Genomic DNA, 19,043 nt, shown 5'->3' with positions numbered 1-19,043 from the left:
ACGGCTCCGTGCCGACGCCCCGCTCCACGCTGTCGAGCGGCTGCTCCGTGCTGTCGACCGGCTCCGGTCCTCAGCCCGCGAAGGCGGGCTGTTCCAGTCCCCGGCCGGCGCCGGGGACGACGAGCACCGAGCCCTCCAGCGGGTGCCGCGGGGTGCCCTCCTGCGCCGTGGTGATGAAGAGATCCGTCAGGTCGCTGCCGCCGAAAGCGCAGGCGGTGGGGCGGCCTACGGGAAGCTCGATCGTGCGGTCGAGAGCGCCGTCGGGCGTGTAGCGGCGCACCTGCCCGCCGTCCCACAGCGCCACCCAGACGGCGCCCTCCGCGTCCACGCACAGCCCGTCCGGGAAGCCCGCGCCCTCCTCGATCTCCACGAAGGCCCGCCGGGTGGGTACGACCTTCGCGGCCGTGCCGACCGCGTCCCCCGCGTCGAAGACGTCGATCCGCCGGGTCGGGGTGTCGATGTAGTACATCAGCCGGCCGTCCGGGCTCCAGCCGATGCCGTTGCTGACCGTGACGTCCGACAGCGCCGGCTCCGCGCTGCCGTCCGGCGCGATCCGCGCCAGCGTGCCGCCGCCCGCCGCCTCGTCGTACCGCATGGTCCCGGCCCACAGCGCCCCGTCGGGGGCCACGGCCGCGTCGTTGCCCCGCCGTCCCGGCACGACCTCGTGCGCCAGCCAGGAGAAGGCCCCGCCGGCGTCGTAAGCGCCCACCCCGTCCCGGAGATTGACGACCAGGCCACCGCCGGCGCGCGGCTTCGCGGCGCCGACGTGCTGTTCGGTGACCATCACGGTCCGGCGGCCGGTGGCGGGGTCGTAGGTGTGCACCCGGCAGGTGAGGATGTCGACCCAGATCAGCCGCGCCTCCGCGGCGTCCCACGTCGGTCCCTCCCCGAGCCGCGCACCCGACCGTACGGCAACGTCCCAATGCCTCATGACCGCTCGCCTTCCTCCGGCGCCGGTTCGTCCGGCGCGCGTACCCGCGGCACGAGGCGTGCGCCACTGCCGTGCATGCGCTGGTCCCGGCCGGTGACCGGCCGGGCACGCTCAGCCTATGAGCGGCCGGAGGGCAGCGGCAATCCCGATCGCATGACAGACTCCTACCGTGTCTCCGACCCGCTCACAGGCCCAACGGGACGCCGTCACGGTCGAGATCGCATTCGCCGTGGTGACCGGCGCGCTCCTGAGCGGCCTCGTCTTCCTGCTCTGCGCCGCGCCCGCCCTGTGGGGCCCGGTGCCCGCTTCATGGCACGGCTCCTGGGTCATGGTGGCCGCCGTACTGGCTGGTGCCGTCGGCGCCCTCCGGGTGGTACGCATCCTGTGGCGCCGGGGTCAGCCCAGCCATCCGGGGCGCACCAGCCCGCACTCGTAGGCCAGCACGACCAGTTGCGCCCGGTCGCGGGCGCCGAGCTTCACCATCGTGCGGCTGACGTGCGTCTTCGCCGTGAGCGGGCTGACGACGAGCCGGCGCGCGATCTCCTCGTTGGAGAGCCCGATGCCGACCAGCGCCATCACCTCCCGTTCCCGTTCCGTCAGCCGCTCCAGCCCCTCCGCAGCGGCCGGCTCCTTCGACCGGGCGGCGAACTCCGCGATCAGGCGCCGGGTCACCCCCGGGGACAGCAGCGCGTCACCGGCCACCACCGCGCGTACGGCGCGCAGCAGTTCGTCGGGCTCGGTGTCCTTGACGAGGAAGCCGGAGGCCCCCGAGCGGATCGCCTCGAAAACGTACTCGTCCAGCTCGAAGGTGGTCAGCATGACCACCTTCACCGCAGCCAGCCGTTCGTCCCCGGTGATCCGCCGGGTGGCGGCGAGCCCGTCCACGACCGGCATCCGGATGTCCATGAGCACGACGTCCGGCCGCAGTTCCCGCACGGCCGCCAGCGCCTCGGCACCGTCGGCGGCCTCGCCTACCACCTCGATGTCGGGCTGCGCGGCCAGCAGCGCCCGGAAGCCGGCCCGTACGAGCACCTGGTCGTCGGCGAGCAGTACCCGGATCACGCGCTCTCCTCCTCGTTCCCGGCGGCCGTCCGGCCGCCGCCCGCACCGTCGTCGCCCCGCAGGGGGAGGGTGGCACGCACGGTGAATCCACCGTCGTCGCGCGGCCCCGCCCGGACCTCGCCACCGAGCGCGGCGGCCCGCTCCCGCATGCCGACCAGGCCGTTCCCGCCCACGGTCGGGCCCTTCGCGCCCCCGGCCGGGCCCTTCCCGCCGCGGGCCGGGCCGCTCCCGGTGGCCGGGCCGTCGTCGTCGACACGGAGGCGCAGGGCGTCGGACGTACGCGCCACATGGACACGTGCCGTACGCGCACCGGAGTGCCGCACGATGTTCGTCAGCGCCTCCTGGAGATACGGAATGCGGCGAGGTCGGCGCCCGGCGGCAGCCCGGACACCCGGCCCTCGGTCGTCACCGCCACATCCAGCCCGGCGCTCCGCGCCTGCTCGGTCAGTTCGGACAGCCGGGCGAGTCCGGGCGCCGGTGACCTGGGCGCCCGCCCCGGCGCCCGCAGCGTGTCGAGCACCTGTCGCACCTCGCCGAGCGCCTCCTTGCTGGCCCCCTTGATCGTCGTCAAGGCCGTACGTGCCTGCTCGGGGTCGTCGTCGAGCAGGGCGAGCCCGACGCCGGCCTGGACGTTGATGACGGAGAGGCTGTGCGCGAGGACGTCGTGCAGCTCGCGCGCGATCCGCAGCCGCTCCTCGTCGGCCCGCCGCCGCTCCGCCGCGGCCCGCTCGGCCCGCGCGTGGGCGAGCTGTTCGCGGCGTACGCGGCCCAGTTCGGACGCGGCGACGATCGCCACCACCCAGGCGGTGACGATCAGCTCCTGCCCCCACGGCGCCGCGCCGTCGGTACCGGGCGGCAGCCACCGGTACAGCCAGTGCGCAATGACGAGGTGCCCGGCCCAGACCAGCCCCACGGCGCTCCACGCGGCGATGCGCCGCCCCGCCACGACGGCGGCGAAGCAGCCGACCGCCACGGGCAGGAAGACCGGACCGTACGGATAGCCGCCCCCGAGGTAGAGCACCGCCGCGACCGCCGTACCGAACGCGACGGCGCCCGGGAATCGGTGCCGTGCGAGCAACAGGAGGGAGCCCGCGAGCAACAGCACTACGGCTGTGCCGTCCAGCGCCGCCCGCTCCTGCTGACCGTGCGCGGCGAACCGCGTACCGACCTGCACGAAGACGGCGACGATCAGCGTCGAACGCCAGGGAAGCCGGCGGGGCGGCACACCGGAGACGGGGCGCCGGGGCGGCGTACCGGTAGCCGGATCCCGGAACTTCGAGACCGGCGGCGCGCCCTGGGGCCCGGGCGCGGGGAGGTGTCCGCGCACGAGAGCGAGGCAGTGCCGCACCCACGCCGGCCGTCCCTTGTCCATACGGCCACGCTAGCCCGCTGCCGCCTCCCACGACGTCCGCCGAACGCGGTGTGCGGCGGTACTCCCGTGGGAGTACGGCGCGCCTCGGGCCCCAACGTGTTGCGGGAGTCGGCGCGCGGTTGAACGTGTTGCGGGAGTCGGCGCGCGGTTCAGCGTGTTGCGGGAGTCGGCGCGCGGTTCAACGTGTTGACGGTTCAACGTGTCGTGGGTACGGGCAGTCCTACCGAGCGGGCGAGTTGCAGGGCGGACTGCTCGAAGAACTCCTCACGGGCGTCGATCACCCGGTTGAACTGCCCGAAGGTCTCGAAGCCCACCAGCCCGAACAGCTGCGCCCAAGCACTGACCAGCCGCGTCGTCACCGCGGCGGGCAGCTCGACGTCCAGTTCCGCGGCCAGCGCGAGCATGTTGCCGACCACGGCGTCCGGCAGCGGATCGGCCGGCTCGCGCAGCGTCCCCGCCGCGTACGCGTCCCGTACGACCTCGAGCAGCGCGCGGGCCACCCGGCCGGCGGGCTCGGCGGTGGCGTCGGGTGCGTGGTAGCCGGGCACGGGAGACCCGTAGAGCAGCGCGTACTCGTGCGGGTGCGCCAGCGCCCACTCCCGCACGGCGTGGCAGACGGCGCTCCACCGGGCGGCGGGCGGCGCGCCGGCGGCCGCGCTGCCACCACCTCCCCTTCCACCACTCCCCCTTTCCCTTCCCGTTCCGGCCTGTGTGTCCACTGCGGCGAGCGCGGTTTCCGCGGCCTGCCCCAAGGCGTTGTACGCATCGAGGATCAGGGCCGTGAGCAGGTCGTCGCGGCTGGGGAAGTAGCGGTAGAGGGCTGAGGAGACCATGCCGAGTTCGCGGGCCACGGCGCGCAACGACAGCTTCGCGGCGCCCTCGGCCGCGAGCTGCTGCCGGGCCTCGTCCTTGATCGCGGCGGTGATTTCCCCGCGTGCCCGCTCCCTGGCTCCCTTGATCGCAGTCATGCGGAACAGTGTGTCACGTTCCGGAGCGCCGCCCAACGACGAGAGCGCCGATCCATGATTGAGAGCACTGCTCTTGCTTTGGCGCACCGATGCTTGCACACTGCTCTTACGTGAAACGAGAGCACCGCTCTCGAAAAGCATCGCTGCTCCAGCCACCGCCCTCCCCGTTCCATCACGAGGAAAGGACGCTCCATGATCGACAACCAGTCGCCGCAGCCCGAATCCCACCAGCCCGCACAGGCCGATCAGGCCGGGCAAGCCGGGCAGGACGGGCAGGCCCATCAGTCCGGGCAGGCCCGCCAGTCTCAGCGGTATCTCAAGCCCGGTCGGTTCGGTGCTCGGCTCAATGCGTTGGTCGGCTGGTTGGCGCGGCGCGGTATCAGCCTGGCCGGCAGTGCGGATCTCGCCGTACGGGGCCGGAAGAGCGGCGAGTGGCGGCGGGTGCCGGTGAACCCGTTGACGTTCGAGGGTGCCCAGTACCTCGTCTCGGCGCGCGGGCACTCCGAGTGGGTACGCAACATGCGGGCGGCCGGCGGCGGGCAGTTGCGGGTGGGGCGCAGGACCCGCGCGTTCACGGCCGTGGAGGTACCACCGGCCGAGACGCCCGCGATCCTGCGGACGTATCTGGAGCGCTGGGGCTGGGAGGTGAAGCAGTACTTCGGCGAGGTGATGGCCCGTTCGACCGACGACGACCTGCTCGCAGCCGCCCCGAACCACCCGGTCTTCCGGATCGCCCTGGCCGAGTGAGCAGCTCGGCGGAACCGCTACCTCGGCCGAGCAGCCACCTCAGCCGACCCGACGACCGAACTGACAACCAACCCCTCAACCAACCCGACGACGAACCCGACACCGAACTCGACGACAAACCCGACGACCGGGCCACCAGCCACCAGCCGCCGACCACCGGCCACCGATCACCAGCCGCCGGCCACGCCCCCGCGGCGAAGCCCCACACGAGCCCGGACCGCACAGATCCACCACACACAGACCCAGGCCACACACGGACCCGGACCACACACGGACCCGGACCGCACACGGGCCCGACCCCGCGCGGGACCGCTGAGCCCGCCCCGTCCAGCCCCGTCCCGCCCAGCTCTGCCCCGCCCAGTTCCTACCGATCCAGCGCCGACAGGGCTCGGTGGGCCAGCGGGTGGGTGCGGACGATCTCGGCGAGGGTGGTGGTGCCTCGGGTGATCTTCGCGAAGGCGTTCCACGCCGGGCGGAAGCCGGTGATCGCGGCGTGCAGGACGCCCGGCCGACGCGAGAAGACGGCCAGCATCCGGCGGCCCACGCTCATCTCGACGCCCAGCCCGGCCTTGATCGCGAAGGCGTAGTTGAGCGCCTGGCGCCGCGCGTCGACCGCGTCGTGCGCCTCGGCGACCCGTACCGCCCACTCCCCCGCCAGCCGGCCCGACCGCAGCGCGAAGGAGATGCCCTCGCGGGTCCACGGCTCCAGCAGCCCGGCCGCGTCCCCGCAGACCAGCACCCGGCCCCGGGACAGCGGCGAGTCCTCGTCGCGGCACCGTGTCAGGTGCCCCGACGAGATGCTCGGCTCGAAGCCGGCGAGGCCGAGCCGCGCGATGAAGTCTTCCAAGTACCGCTTGGTGGCGGCGCCCTCGCCCCGCGCGGAGATGACGCCGACGGTCAGCGTGTCGCCCTTGGGGAAGACCCAGCCGTAGCTGCCCGGGATCGGTCCCCAGTCGATGAGCACCCGCCCCGCCCAGTCCTCGGCGACGGTCGGCGGCACCGGGATCTCCGCTTCCAGCCCCAGATCGACCTGGTCGAGCTTGACCCCGACGTGCGCGCCTATCCGGCTCGCGCTGCCGTCGGCGCCGACCACCGCCCGCGCGAGCACCGTCTCGCCGCCGCTCAGTACGACGGCGACCGTACGGCGGTCGGGGACGGCGTTCCCGTGCTGCTCGACGCGGCTGACCGTGACGCCCGTACGCAGCTCGGCGCCCGCCTTCTGTGCGGCCTCGACGAGCTGGGCGTCGAACTCGGGGCGGTTGATGAGACCGAAGAGCATCTGCCGGGAGCGCCGCGTGCGCGTCAGCCGGCCGTTCAGGGAGAACGTCACGGCGTGCACGCGGTCCCGCAGCGGCAGCTCGAAGCCGGGCGGGAGCGCGTCGCGCGAGGGGCCGATGATGCCTCCGCCGCAGGTCTTGTAGCGGGGAAGTTCGGCCTTCTCCAGGATGAGGACGCTGCGTCCCGTACAGGCCGCGGCGTAGGCCGCCGAGGCGCCCGCTGGCCCCGCGCCGACCACCACCACGTCCCACACCGTCCGGCCGTCCCGGTCTGCGCTCTCGCTGCTCACCTGTGCTGCTACTCCCGATCGATCCCTGGCACGGTTACCTGGCACTCACCCACGGCACGAGTCCGGCTCGGGCACGAGTCCGGCCCGGGCACGAGACCGGCCCGGCACGAGTCCGACCCGGCACGAGACCGGCCCCCGAACGAGCCCAGCCGGCCCGGTCCCGACGGGAGCCCGGCGGCCGCGCGTACCGCCCGCATCCTACGGCTCGCTGATCGCGGAGGTGCCTGTGGGAAGATCGGAGGCACCATCCCCTACGTACGGACGCGTAACGTACGGACACACGGACGCGTGCCATGACACATGCCCTGGCGCATTGCCGTGACGCACGCCGTACGACACTCACGGACGGCATCCGCGCCGCTCCGGACGCCTGGCTCCACCCTTCGACCACGGCCCGGGCGGGCCGCGCGGACACCGTCCACCAGGACAACGTCGCGCCCAGAAGGAGCGTTCCATGCCTGACAGCCCGCTCGCCACCACCGTCGCCGCACTGCAGTCCCGCGCCAGGGCCGAACTGACCGAGCTGGTGGCCTTCAGGTCGGTCGCCGACCCCGCGCAGTTCCCGAAGAGCGAGTGCGAGGCCGCGGCCCGGTGGATAGCGGACGCGCTGCGGGCGGAGGGCTTCGAGGACATCGCGATCCTGGAGACGCCGGACGGCACCGAGTCCGTCTACGGCTTCCTGCCCGGCCCGGCCGGCGCCCCCACCGTCCTGCTCTACGCGCACTACGACGTGCAGCCGCCGCTGGACGAGAGCGCCTGGCTCAGCCCGCCGTTCGAGCTGACCGAGCGCGACGGCCGGTGGTACGGGCGCGGCACCGCCGACTGCAAGGGCGGCCTGATCATGCACCTGACGGCGCTGCGCGCGCTCAAGGAGCACGGCGGGGTGCCGGTCAACGTCAAGGTGATCGCCGAGGGCTCGGAGGAGCAGGGCACCGGTGGCCTGGAGCGGTACGCCGAGGCCCACCCCGACCTGCTCACCGCCGACGCCATCGTCATCGGCGACACCGGCAACTTCCGCGTCGGCCTGCCGACCGTCACCGCCTCGCTGCGCGGCATGGCGATGCTCCGCGTCCAGGTGGACACGCTGGCGGGCAACCTGCACTCGGGACAGTTCGGCGGTGCCGCGCCGGACGCGCTCGCCGCGCTGATCCGCATCCTGGACTCGCTGCGCGCCGAGGACGGCTCGACGACGATCGAGGGGCTGGCGGCGGAGGGCACCTGGGACGGCCTCCAGTACGACGAGGCGGAGTTCCGCGAGGACGCCAAGGTGCTGGACGGCGTGGAGCTGATCGGTTCCGGCACCGTCGCGGACCGCATCTGGGCCCGGCCCGCCGTCACCGTCATCGGCATCGACTGCCCGCCGGTCGTCGGCGCCACCCCGTCCGTACAGGCGAGCGCGCGGGCGAAGGTGAGCCTCCGGGTCCCCCCGGGCCAGGACGCCGCCGAGGCCGCCAAGCTGCTCACCGCGCACCTGGAGTCGGCCGCGCCGTGGGGCGCCCGGGTGACGGTCGAGCAGATCGGCCAGGGCCAGCCGTTCAGCGCGGACCTCGGCAGCCCGGCGTACGAGTCGATGGCTGCGGCGCTCCGTGAGGCGTACGACGGCACGGAGATGCAGTCCGCCGGCATGGGCGGCTCGATCCCGCTGTGCAACACGCTCGGCGGGCTCTACCCGGAGGCGGAGATCCTGCTGATCGGCCTCAGCGAGCCGGAGGCGCAGATCCACGCGGTGAACGAGAGCGTGTCCCCGGAGGAGCTGGAGCGGCTGTCGCTCGCGGAGGCGCTGTTCCTCCAGAAGTACGCGGGAAGCAAGGCGGAGGCGTAACGGCGCGTAGGCCGGGAGCGTAGGGGGGCGCGGGGACGTAGGGGGCGGAGGCGGAGTGCAGCGGTTTCACCCCGCCTCCGCCCCCACCCCCGGCCCCGTCCGGCCGTCCCCTCTGCCCCTCACCCCACCGGAACGCCTGCCTCCAGGTTGAGCGTCCGGTTCTGTGCGCGGGCGCGCAAGGCCCACCGGAGGCGGTTCCAGCGCACCGGTGGCAGCATCGACTCGGCCTCCTCCTCCGTGACGAAGCGCCAGGCGCGGAGCTCCGACCCCGGCAGCTGCAGGTCCCGTATCTGCTCGTCGGGCAAACGACCGCCGTCGAACAGCAGCCGCAGGCCGCCGAACCCGGGCGGCACCGGTGCCTCCCAGTCCAGCACCAGCAGACGCGGCATGGTGGGGAGCAGGATGCCCAGTTCCTCGGTCACCTCCCGTACGCCGGCCCGGGCCGGCGGCTCGCCCGGTTCCACCACGCCGCCGGGAAACTCCCAGCCGGGTTTGTACGTCGGGTCCACCAGCAGGACCCGGTCCTCCTCGTCGAAGAGCAGTACGCCGGCGGCCAGGGTCTCCGCGGTCGGCTCCGGCGTCTGCACGATGTCGCAGGCGCCGCTGCCGTTCCGCACGGCCTCGGCGATGCGCTCGGCCGTCTGCCGCGGCCCGATCGCGGAGGTGTCGATGACGTGCGCGTCCGTACGGAGCCAGGCCAGCGCCTCCCGGTACGGCGCCAGGTGCGCCAGGCTCCACGTCCGCGTACGAGCGGCCGCGGCCCTCCCGGTATCGGACCCGGTATCGGACCCGGGATCGGCCACCGCTCCGGAACCCGCTCCCGGAGGCCCGAAAGCGGAGGAATCCTCCCGCCCGCTCGGCCCGCTCCGCCCGCTCGACCCGTCCGGAGTGACCGGAGCGACCGGTCCGCTCGCCACGACCGCCCCGTTCACCGCGGTCCCTTCCCGGTCTTCCCGGTCTTCCCGCTCTGCCCCCTCTTCCTGCCGGTCCCGCGTTTCCCGGTCTTCCCACTCCTCCCGCTCCTCCCGGAGGGCGATCCGGTCCCGAAGGATCGTTTCCTCCGCATGCAGCAGGACATGGCGTACCGGTATGCGACGAGCGGCCAGGCCGCCGAAGATCTCGTCGCGGTACTCCTGGCGGAGCAGGGTCATCGGCGTGATCAGCGGACCCGGTACCTCCGTGAGCAGCGCGGCGGCCGCGTCGACGACGAGTCTGCGCCAGGACGACAGGTCCTGGAGGTCGTCGACGTCGTCCAGCCGCTTGGCCGGCAGCATCTCCTTCAGCCCACGGCCGACCAGCTCGGGATCGAAGAGCGTGCTCCCGGGGAGCAGGTCCAAGAGTTCCTGTGCCGCGGTGGTCTTGCCCGCACCGAACGCGCCGTTCAGCCAGACGATCACGGTTCCCCCTCATCCCTAGACCCCTGTGAGTTGCCCGCAACACCCTGCCACGGAAACGCGCCACATACGGGCGCTCCCGCCCGCTCGCCTCCGCCCGCCGTCAACCCCTCGCGCCCGCGCCCACCGCCTGGTACCGGCTTTCCGCCGCCGTTCAGCACCTCACCTCGGGCGTACGGCGGTCAGGAAAGCCGGGCGGTGCGGCGCTCGTCGGCCGTAGCTCGCACCGGGGCACTGTTCGGCCCTGTTGCTGGTCAGGCGCGTGGGGCGGGTGAGGTCATGCGTTCCACGGCGGGGGACATTCCGGTGGGCTTGAAGATGCCTTTGTAAGCGCTGATGGCGGATACGGAGGCGATGAGGATGCTGGTGACGATGTCTTTTCCCGCGAAGTCGCCCGCGAAGTAGGCCGTGCCGAGGCCGACGAGGACCGAGACGGCCACTTGTACGGAGGCGCGGATGGCGCTGGACCAGTGGGGTCGGTTGACGACGGAGATCAGGAGGGGGGAGAGGAACCCGACGATCAGGGCCCACATTTGCGCGTTCGTCATGGGGGCAGCGTCGGGGCGGGTGAGGGAAGCAGCAAGAGGGGTGGAGGAAAGCAACAGAAACGAACGTGGAGGTGAACCCGGTGCGAGGCGTGTGGCGTGGGTGCGCGTCGGCGCGGAACGATTGCGCACCTCTTCCAACAGAGTTCAACACGCCCTATCGTGAGCGGCCGTCAATGACCGGTACATGACTCCCAGCACCCCTCAAGGGGACGGAGGCGCGTCTCATGCAGCGACGTGATGTCTTGCGCGGTGGGCGGTTCGGACGGCGGCACAGGGGACGTCTGGCAGGAGTGGCGGCGGGGGTGGTGGCCGCCGGACTGGTGATGACAGGAGGACCAGGACCGTCGACGCCGGCCGCGGCGGCAGCGAGAGCGACGGCCACCACAACGACGGCAACAGCGGCGGGAGCGACGGCAGCGGCAGGACGAGACGGCCGGGGGCTCGTCGATACTCCGCCCATGGGGTTCAACAACTGGAACTCCACCCACTGCCGGGCCGAATTCAACGAGGAGATGGTGCGGGGGATCGCCGATCTGTTCGTCGAGAAGGGGCTGAAAGAGGCCGGGTACGAGTACGTCAATCTCGATGACTGCTGGGCGTTGCCGGAGCGGGACACGAACGGAAAGCTGGCGCCGGATCCGAAGCGGTTTCCGCACGGGATCAAGGCGTTGGCCGATTACGTCCACGCCAAAGGGCTGAAGCTCGGGATCTATACGAGCGCGGGCACCAAAACCTGCAGTGACATCGGCTTTCCCGGTGCGCTGGGGCACGAGGAGTCCGATGCACGGCAATTCGCCGACTGGGGCGTGGACTACCTGAAGTACGACAACTGCAACAACCAAGGGGTGGACGCGAAGAAGCGGTACCGGGCGATGCGGGACGCGCTCACGGCGACCGGGCGGCCCATCGTCTACAGCATCTGCGAATGGGGCGAGAACAAGCCGTGGGAATGGGCGGCGGACGTTGGGCAATTGTGGCGCACGACGGGTGACATCAGCGACAACTGGTCCAGCATGCTCTCGATCATGAAGAAGAACCTGCCGCTGGCGCCCTACGCGGGACCGGGGCACTGGAACGACCCGGACATGCTGGAGGTCGGCAACGGCGGCATGACCGCCACCGAGTACCGCACCCACTTCTCGATGTGGTCGATGATGGCCGCGCCCCTGCTGATCGGCAGCGACCTGCGCAAGGCCACGCCGGAGACGCTGGACATCCTCGGCAACCGCGAGGTCATCGCGCTCGACCAGGACCGGCTGGGCAAGCAGGGCACGGTGCTGGCCTCGGAGGACGGGCGCTGGACGGTGGTCAAGGAACTGGCCGGCGGCGACCGGGCGGTGGCCCTGTTCAACGAGACCGGCGCGCCGCAGCGCATCAGTACGACGGCGAAGGCGGTCGGGCTGCCCGCGGCGGAGGGGTACCGGATGCGGGACCTGTGGCAGCACAGGGACGCCCACACCGCGGGCACGATCGCGGCGACCGTCCCGGCGCACGGCACGGCGCTCTTCCGGGTGTCGGCGGACGACGGGTGGGCCCACTACCCGCCTGCCGTCGAGGCCGGCTGGGCGGGGACACCGCTGGCCGAGGCCGGCCGGCCCACCGAACTGACCACGACCGTCGGCAATCTGGGCCGCACTCCCGCCCGTGACGTCCGGGCCGCCCTCCGCGTTCCGGAGGGCTGGCGGGTCGAGGCCACCTCCCCCAGCCGGGCCGCGGCGTTGGCCACCGGCAAGCGGCTGACCACCTCGTGGCGGCTCACCCCGCCGGCCGACGCCGAGCCCGGCGGATACGACCTGCGCCTGACCGCCACCTATCGCGCGCCGGGCGGCGCACGCACGACGGCGGAGGCTACGGGCACCGCCCAGGTCGTCGTCGCACCGCCCGGCGGCGCCTCGTACGCGAGCGATCTGCCGTGGATGGACGCGACCAACGGCTGGGGGCCGGTCGAGAAGGACACCAGCGTCGGCGAGAGCGCCGCGGGCGACGGGCGGCCGCTCACCCTCGGAGGCCGGGCGTACGCGAAGGGGCTCGGGACGCATGCGGCGAGTGCGGTGACGTTCTACGCCGGGGAGCGCTGCACCGCGTTCAGCGCCCAGGTGGGCGTGGACGACGAGGCCGGGGAGAGGGGCTCGGTGGGCTTCGAGGTGTGGGCGGACGGGCGACGCGTGGCCGGTACGGGGACGCTGACGGGCGGCGACGCGCCGCAGGCCGTCACCGCGGACATCGGCGGCGCGCGCACGGTACGGCTCGTGGTGACCGATGCCGGGGACGGGGTCGATCACGACCACGCGGACTGGGCCGACGCGGCGTTCAGCTGCTGACGCCGGACGGGCACAGCCCTACCGACAGCACGCAGGCAGGCACGCCCCGCCCGTCAGCACGTCCGCGGACCCGGTACGCCCGTCAGCACGTCCGCAGGCCCGGTACGGGCTGGTCGTTGGCGCCGCCCTTGAGGTAGACGACGCTGACGTAGACGCCCTTGTTGCCGCTGTCGTCGTCCGTCTTGGCCCACCAGACGTTGGTCCACCGGCCGTACGTCTCGCGGCGGTCCAGGTCGGCCTGGCAGTAGAAGTAGTTGGTGCCGGCCTTGAGGGTGCCGACCCGCTCGTAGTTCGCGGTGTAGGAGTCGGCGGCGCGCCACACCTCGCAGTGGTACCTGCCGCCGCCCGAGGAGGTGCAGGAGGGCTCGGCGGAGGGGCCTGAGGGGGTGGCGGAGGCGGACGGGGGCGCCGCCGAGGCGTCCGGCGGCTGCGCCGAGGAGGCGGGCGCGTCCGCCGCCGGCGTCCGGTGGTCCCGGTCCCCCGGCGCGAGCAGCGCGTACGCCGCTCCGCCGGCGGCCAGTACCGCCGCGGCCGCGGCAGCGGCGAGCCATGCGCGCCGCCCCCTGCGGCCGTCGGCCGGACCGGGTGCGGGAACAGGGGGCGGTGGCGGACCGAAGCCCGGCGGCGGGGGGTTGCCGGCCGCAAGGAAATCGCGCTCCGTGGGGGAGCGGAGCACCACCGTGCCTTCGGGGGCGCGTCCCTCGGCGACCGCCCGGAGCATGTCGCGCGCCTGCGCGGCCGAGGGGCGGGCGGCCGGGTCCTTGGCCATCAGGGCCAGGAGCACCGGCGTGAGGGGGCCGGCGCGGCGCGGTTCCGGGAGCGGTTCGGAGACGATCGCGGTGAGCGTGGACCACACCGACGTACGGCGGAAGGGAGCGGCGCCCTCCACCGCGGCGTACAGGGTCATCCCGAGGGACCAGATGTCGGAGGCGGGGCCAGGCGCCCGGCCCTGGGCGCGTTCGGGCGGCAGGTAGTCGAGCGAGCCGACGAGTTCACCACTTCGAGTGAGGTGGGTACGGGCGCCGTCGTCCGGCGCCTGGATGCTGGCGATGCCGAAGTCGGTGATCACGACGCGGCCGTCGTGGTCGAGCAGGACGTTGCCGGGCTTGACGTCGCGGTGCAGGACGCCGGCCCGGTGGGCCGCGTCGAGGGCGTCCATGACCCGCGCGCCGAGGGCGGCGGTCTCCCTCGGGTCCAGCGGGCCGCGGTGCTCCATCTCGTCGTCCAGGGACGTGCCCTCGACGAGCTCCATGACGATGACGGGCCGGCCGGCCTCGTCGATCACGTCGTGGACGGTGACCACGCCGGCGTGCCGGATCCGGGCGGCGGCGCGCGCCTCGCGCCGCATCCGCGTGCGCAGGTCGGCCAGTTCGGCGGCGGAGGCGTCCGTGAAGGCGCGCAGCACCTTGACGGCGACCTCGCGGCCCAGCACTTCGTCGACGGCGCGGCAGACCACGCCCATGCCGCCGCGGCCGAGCGTGCCGGTGACGCGGTACCGGCCGCCCAGCAGCCGCCCGGTCAGATCGGTGCCGGACACCCCGCCGCGGCGGTGCTCGGCGGCTTCCTCGTCCCGTCCCGTGGGCGCCCCGCCCGCGGGCTCGTGCGCTCCCGGTGACCCGTACTCCCCCGTAGACACGTCGTCCGTTCCCCTCGTCCGTCCCGCGCGAGCGTGGTGACGGGAGACAGACTAGGGGTGGAGCGGCACCGGAGGGAGCACGCCGTTCAGGCCCCGGAGCCGCGCTGACGGGGTGTGCGGAGCCCCTCCCGGGTCCTTCAGGCGGTGGTGCCCGCCAGCACGTCCTCCCGGTACTGCTGCGCCGCGGCGGCCGCGCCCACCACGCCCGCGTCGGTGCCCATCTGGGCCGGTACGACGGTGATGTCGCGGGCGAAGGAGAGGGTGGCGTACTCGCGCAGGGCGCGGCGGAGCGGGGCGAAGAGGATGTCGCCGGCGTTCGCCACTCCCCCGCCGATCACCGCGATCTCGATCTCGACCAGGGTGGCGGTGGCGGCGATGCCGGCGGCCAGGGCCTGCGCCGCGCGTGCGAAGGAGCGGAGCGCGACGGCGTCCCCGGCGCGGGCCGCGGCGGCCACCGCGGCGGCGGTGGCGTCCCCGTCCGGGCCCGGCCGCCAGCCCTCGGCGAGCGCGCGGCGGGCGATGTTGGGGCCGCTGGCGATGCGTTCGACGCAGCCGCGTCCGCCGCAGGGACAGGGGTCCCCGTCGAGGTCGACGCTGATGTGACCGATGTGGCCCGCATTGCCGGTGGGGCCCGGGTGCGGGCGGCCGTTCAGGACGAGGCCGCCGCCGACGCCGGTGGAGACCACCATGCACAGGGCGTTGCGGTGGCCGCGGGCCGCGCCCTGCCAGTGTTCGGCTGCGGTCATCGCCACACCGTCGCCGACCAGTACGACCGGGAGGCCGCCGGTCCGCTCGCGTACGCCGGCGACCAGCGGGAAGTCGCGCCAGCCGGGGATGTTGACGGGGCTCACGGTGCCTGCCTGGGCATCCACGGGGCCCGCGCTGCCGATGCCGACGACGGACGTGCGGGACCACTCGGGCGCCGCGGTCAGCTCGTCGAGGACCGCGGCCACCGCGCGCATCACGGCCGCGCCGTCCTCCTGCGCGGGCGTGGGACGGGTGGCGCGGACGAGCAGCCGGCCCCGGTCGTCCACCAGCGCCCCGGCGATCTTCGTACCGCCGATGTCCAGGGCTGCGTTGAGGTCGGTCTGCATCGGCGTGGAATCTCCTGGTCGGCGGGGTGTCCGGGGCGGGCTGCCCCGGCGGGCAGGAGGCCAGTGTCGTCACTCTTGACAACGTTGTCCAGACGGCGTTGTGCAGACGTTATGCTCTTGGCCACACCGCCGCACCCGACAGGACGAGGATCTCCGCACCGTGACCGACACCGCCCGGAGCACCACCCGCTACGGCACCCGGCCCACGATGAAGGACGTCGCGGCCCGCGCCGGCGTCGGCCTCAAGACGGTCTCCCGTGTGGTCAACGGCGAGCCGGGCGTCACCCCGGACACCGAGCGGCGCGTGCAGGAGGCCATCACCGCGCTGGGCTTCCGCCGCAACGACTCGGCGCGCGTGCTGCGCAAGGGCCGTACGGCCAGCATCGGGCTGGTACTGGAGGACCTCGCCGACCCCTTCTACGGCCCGCTGAACCGCGCCGTGGAGGAAGTGGCGCGGGACCACGGGGCGCTGCTGATCAACGGCTCCAGCGCCGAGGACCCGGAGCGCGAGCAGGAGCTGGTGCTGGCGCTGTGCGCCCGCCGGGTGGACGGGCTGGTGATCATTCCGGCCGGCGACGACCACCGCTACCTCCAGCCGGAGATAGCGGCCGGGGTCGCCACGGTCTTCGTGGACCGGCCGGCCGGGGAGATCGACGCGGACGTGGTGCTCTCCGACAGCTTCGGGGGCGCGCGGGACGCGGTGGCCCATCTGATCGCGCACGGCCACCGCCGGATCGGCTTCATCGGCGACCAGCCGCGCATCCACACCGCCATAGAGCGGCTGCGCGGCTACCGTACGGCGATGGCGGAGGCGGGTCTGCCGGTCGACGAGTCGTGGGTGGCGCTGGGCCCGACCGCGCCGGAGCGGGTGCGGACCGCCGCCGAGGCGATGCTCTCCGCGCCGGAGCCGGTCACCGCGCTCTTCTCGGGCAACAACCGCGTCACGGTCACCGTTGTCCGCGTACTGGCGGGCCACCCGCGCCCGGTGGCCCTCGTCGGCTTCGACGACTTCGAGCTGGCCGACCTGATCACGCCCGGCATCACCGTCGTCGCGCAGGACGCCGCCCTCCTGGGCCGCACCGCCGCGACCCTGCTCTTCCGCCGCCTGGAGGGCACCGACGAGCCGCCCCAGCAGCGCGTCATCCCGACCCGGCTGATCCCTCGCGGCTCGGGCGAACTGCCGCCCGCCTGACCCCGCTCCCCTCCCCCGCAGGCCTTCCGGCCGCCCCCTCCACACAGCAGAAGATTGCCCGTTGAAATACCCCCGGGGGTACCTTTGTTATGGTGGTACCAATACCCCCGGGGGTACAGAACATGGGGTACCGGTTCATCGAAGGGAAGGGGCGCTGTCGTGTTCTTCGTCGACACCCTTGAGTTCGAAGGTCTGGGCAACCGCAGTTACCTGGCCGGCGGCCGGACGGCCGCGGTCGCGATCGACCCGCCGCGCGACGTCGACCGGGTCGTGACCGCCGCCGCGCGGCGCGGCGTGCGGATCGCGTACGTGGTGGAGACCCACGTGCACAACGACTACGTCACCGGCGGGCTGGAACTGGCCCGGATATCCGGCGCCCGCTACCTGGTCCCGGCCGACGCGGCGGTCTCGTTCGCGCGCACGCCGGTCGCCGACGGCGACACGGTGACGGTCGACGAGGACCTGGTCCTGCGGGCCGTGGCGACCCCGGGGCACACCCCGCACCACACCTCGTACGTCCTGGCCGAGTCGGGCCGCGACGTCGCCGCCTTCACCGGCGGCTCGCTGCTGATCGGGACAGTCGGCCGGCCGGACCTCGTCGAGCCGCGGCTGACCGAGCGGCTGGCCCGCGCCCAGCACGCCTCGGCGCGCCGGCTCGCCGACGAGCTGGCCGACGAGGTGCCCGTACTGCCGACGCACGGCTTCGGCAGCTTCTGTTCGTCCGCGCAGGCCGAGGGCGACGCCACCACGATCGGCGCGGAGCGCCGTACCAACGCCGCGCTGACCAAGGACGTGGACGCCTTCGTCGCGGAGCTGCTGGCCGGCCTGGAGGACGTGCCGGCGTACTACGCGCACATGGCGCCGGCCAACGCGGCGGGGCCCGCCCCGGTGGACCTCACCCCGCCGCGGCCCGCCGACGCCGAGGAGCTCGCGCGGCGGCTGGCGGCCGGCGAGTGGGTGGTGGACCTGCGCAACCGGGTCGCGTTCGCCGCGGGCCACCTCGCCGGATCGTTCAACTTCGAGGGCGCGGGCAAGCTCGCGACGTACCTGGCCTGGCTGATCCCCTGGGGCAAGCCGGTCACGCTGCTGGCGGAGACGCCCGAGCAGGTCGCCGACGCGCAGCGGGAGCTGGTCCGGGTGGGCATCGACCGCCCCGCGGCCGCGGCGACCGGGACACCGGAGCAGTGGGTGCGTGCCGGCGAGGAGCTGCGCTCCTTCCCGCGCGCCACCTTCGCCGACCTCGCGGCCGTCCCCGAGAAGGAGCGGCAGGACCTGGTCGTCCTGGACGTACGCCGGGGCTCCGAGCGCGCCGGGGCGTACATCAAGGGCTCCGTGCACGTGCCGATACACGAGCTGCACGGCCGCGTCGGGGAGGTGCCGCCGGGCGTGGTGTGGGTGCACTGCGCGGGCGGGATGCGGGCGGCGATCGCGGCGTCCCTGCTGGACGCGGCCGGGCGGCAGGTCGTCGCCGTCGACGACGGTTTCGACGCCGCCGCGCCGGCCGGCCTTCCCCTGGTCCGTCCGGAGCCGGCCGACCGGGATCGGCAGGACGGCGATGACCCCGCCCGATGAGCGCACTGATACTCGCCCTGGTCGCCGGGGCCGTGGTCGGCCTGGCGCTGGGCGCGCTGGGCGGCGGGGGCAGTGTGCTCGCCGTTCCGGCGCTGATCTACCTGCTCGGCTTCACGCCGGCCGCGGCGACCACCGCGAGCTTGCTGATCGTCACCGCCACCTCGCTCACCGCCCTGTACGCGCACGCCCGGGAGGGCCATGTCCGGTGGCGGGCCGGCGCGCTGTTCGCGGCCGCCGGACTGGTGCCGGCGGCGCTGGCGGGCGCGGTGGCGGACCGGCTGCCGCACTGGCTGCTGACGCTGGCCTTCGCCGCCGTTGCGGGGCTGGCGGCCGTCCGGATGCTGCGCGGCGCCCGGCCGGACACCGACGGGCGGCGGACGCCCTCGGTGCGGCCTGCGAAGGCGGCGGCCTGCGGCGCCGGGCTGGGCGCGCTGACCGGCCTGCTGGGCGTGGGCGGCGGCTTCCTGGCCGTGCCCGCGCTGGTCACCGTGCTGGCCTTCGAGATGCGCGCCGCCGTCGGCACCAGTCTGCTGGTCATCTCGGCCAACTCGCTGGCTTCACTGGCCACCCGGGGCGCGACCATGGGCGGCCTCGACTGGGGCGTCATCGCGCCCTTCACCGCCACCGCGGTCCTGGGCGCGTGGGACGGCAAGCGGCTGGCCGCCAAGGCCTCGGGGCCGCTGCTGCAACGCGCTTTCGCCCTCGCGCTCCTGGCCGTGGCGGCGTTCATGGCCGTGGACGCGGTGACCTGACCCGGGGGCGGTCGTCCGTACCGCCCCGATGCGTCATACGGGCGCGGCGCGGAACCCGCCGCGTG

15 protein-coding genes and 1 pseudogene are annotated in these 19,043 nt (G+C 73.7%); 7 read left to right on the top strand and 9 right to left on the bottom strand.

From position 1 onward, the window contains the following. Positions 1-70: 70 nt before the first annotated feature. Positions 71-931 carry an SMP-30/gluconolactonase/LRE family protein gene (locus tag IF20_RS23295; RefSeq protein WP_052867227.1) on the bottom strand — a complete coding sequence of 287 codons (861 nt, stop codon included), beginning with the start codon at positions 929-931 and terminating at the stop codon, positions 71-73. 169 nt (positions 932-1,100) lie between these two features. Here IF20_RS23295 and IF20_RS23290 point away from each other — a divergent pair, with 169 nt between their 5' ends. Further along, positions 1,101-1,367, top strand: coding sequence for a DUF6332 family protein (locus tag IF20_RS23290; protein WP_052867226.1), 267 nt, complete (start codon positions 1,101-1,103; stop codon positions 1,365-1,367). On the opposite strand, the gene IF20_RS23285 is transcribed toward IF20_RS23290, so the two are convergent. From IF20_RS23285 to IF20_RS23275, 3 genes and pseudogenes are all read right to left on the bottom strand, one after another. Then, positions 1,328-1,993 carry a response regulator gene (locus tag IF20_RS23285; RefSeq protein WP_052867225.1) on the bottom strand — a complete coding sequence of 222 codons (666 nt, stop codon included), beginning with the start codon at positions 1,991-1,993 and terminating at the stop codon, positions 1,328-1,330. The two genes, IF20_RS23290 and IF20_RS23285, sit on opposite strands and share 40 nt — an antisense overlap. After that, positions 1,990-3,365, bottom strand: a pseudogene (locus IF20_RS23280) (sensor histidine kinase). Before IF20_RS23280 ends, IF20_RS23285 begins: the two are co-directional and overlap by 4 nt. 194 nt (positions 3,366-3,559) lie before the next feature. Continuing rightward, complete coding sequence (locus IF20_RS23275; RefSeq protein ID WP_052867224.1) at positions 3,560-4,333, bottom strand: TetR/AcrR family transcriptional regulator; 774 nt, start codon at positions 4,331-4,333, stop codon at positions 3,560-3,562. Positions 4,334-4,525: 192 nt separating this feature from the next. Here IF20_RS23275 and IF20_RS23270 point away from each other — a divergent pair, with 192 nt between their 5' ends. Then, entirely contained in the window at positions 4,526-5,080 is a 555-nt protein-coding gene (locus tag IF20_RS23270) for a nitroreductase family deazaflavin-dependent oxidoreductase (RefSeq protein ID WP_110944465.1), read from the top strand. A 364-nt stretch (positions 5,081-5,444) separates the two neighbouring features. On the opposite strand, the gene IF20_RS23265 is transcribed toward IF20_RS23270, so the two are convergent. Then, positions 5,445-6,647 (bottom strand): geranylgeranyl reductase family protein, encoded by a 1,203-nt coding sequence (locus IF20_RS23265; protein WP_052867223.1) that lies wholly within the window; start codon positions 6,645-6,647, stop codon positions 5,445-5,447. A gap of 454 nt (positions 6,648-7,101) precedes the next feature. On the opposite strand from IF20_RS23265, the gene IF20_RS23260 reads away from it, so the two are divergent. Continuing rightward, on the top strand, positions 7,102-8,469 hold the full coding sequence (locus IF20_RS23260) for a dipeptidase (protein ID WP_052867222.1): 1,368 nt from the start codon (positions 7,102-7,104) through the stop codon (positions 8,467-8,469). Positions 8,470-8,588: 119 nt separating this feature from the next. Here IF20_RS23260 and IF20_RS23255 read toward each other — a convergent pair whose 3' ends face one another. Next, positions 8,589-9,866 (bottom strand): NUDIX hydrolase, encoded by a 1,278-nt coding sequence (locus tag IF20_RS23255; RefSeq protein ID WP_052867221.1) that lies wholly within the window; start codon positions 9,864-9,866, stop codon positions 8,589-8,591. 251 nt (positions 9,867-10,117) lie between these two features. Continuing rightward, complete coding sequence (locus IF20_RS23250; protein ID WP_199896714.1) at positions 10,118-10,411, bottom strand: hypothetical protein; 294 nt, start codon at positions 10,409-10,411, stop codon at positions 10,118-10,120. A 323-nt stretch (positions 10,412-10,734) separates the two neighbouring features. On the opposite strand from IF20_RS23250, the gene IF20_RS23245 reads away from it, so the two are divergent. Continuing rightward, positions 10,735-12,732 carry an NPCBM/NEW2 domain-containing protein gene (locus tag IF20_RS23245; RefSeq protein ID WP_110944483.1) on the top strand — a complete coding sequence of 666 codons (1,998 nt, stop codon included), beginning with the start codon at positions 10,735-10,737 and terminating at the stop codon, positions 12,730-12,732. 82 nt (positions 12,733-12,814) lie between these two features. Here IF20_RS23245 and IF20_RS23240 read toward each other — a convergent pair whose 3' ends face one another. Both IF20_RS23240 and IF20_RS23235 read right to left on the bottom strand, forming a co-directional pair. Then, the gene (locus tag IF20_RS23240; RefSeq protein ID WP_052867218.1) at positions 12,815-14,269 is read right to left on the bottom strand and encodes a serine/threonine-protein kinase; all 1,455 of its coding nucleotides are present in this window, start codon (positions 14,267-14,269) and stop codon (positions 12,815-12,817) included. Positions 14,270-14,505: 236 nt separating this feature from the next. Beyond that, positions 14,506-15,462 (bottom strand): ROK family protein, encoded by a 957-nt coding sequence (locus IF20_RS23235; RefSeq protein ID WP_052867217.1) that lies wholly within the window; start codon positions 15,460-15,462, stop codon positions 14,506-14,508. 160 nt (positions 15,463-15,622) lie between these two features. Here IF20_RS23235 and IF20_RS23230 point away from each other — a divergent pair, with 160 nt between their 5' ends. From IF20_RS23230 to IF20_RS23220, 3 genes are all read left to right on the top strand, one after another. After that, positions 15,623-16,654 (top strand): LacI family DNA-binding transcriptional regulator, encoded by a 1,032-nt coding sequence (locus IF20_RS23230; RefSeq protein WP_052867216.1) that lies wholly within the window; start codon positions 15,623-15,625, stop codon positions 16,652-16,654. Between the two features lie 159 nt (positions 16,655-16,813). Continuing rightward, a complete protein-coding gene (locus IF20_RS23225) occupies positions 16,814-18,226 on the top strand; it encodes an MBL fold metallo-hydrolase (RefSeq protein WP_052867215.1) in 1,413 nt (470 codons plus the stop codon). Beyond that, on the top strand, positions 18,223-18,978 hold the full coding sequence (locus tag IF20_RS23220; RefSeq protein WP_052867214.1) for a sulfite exporter TauE/SafE family protein: 756 nt from the start codon (positions 18,223-18,225) through the stop codon (positions 18,976-18,978). The genes IF20_RS23225 and IF20_RS23220 overlap by 4 nt, the downstream gene beginning before the upstream one ends. Positions 18,979-19,043: the final 65 nt, after the last annotated feature.

Origin of the sequence: Streptomyces niger, assembly GCF_000718305.1 — a bacterium.
Lineage (GTDB): Bacteria > Actinomycetota > Actinomycetes > Streptomycetales > Streptomycetaceae > Streptomyces > Streptomyces niger.
Note: the sequence above shows the minus strand (reverse complement) of the source record. Positions and strands in the feature narration are given on the sequence as shown.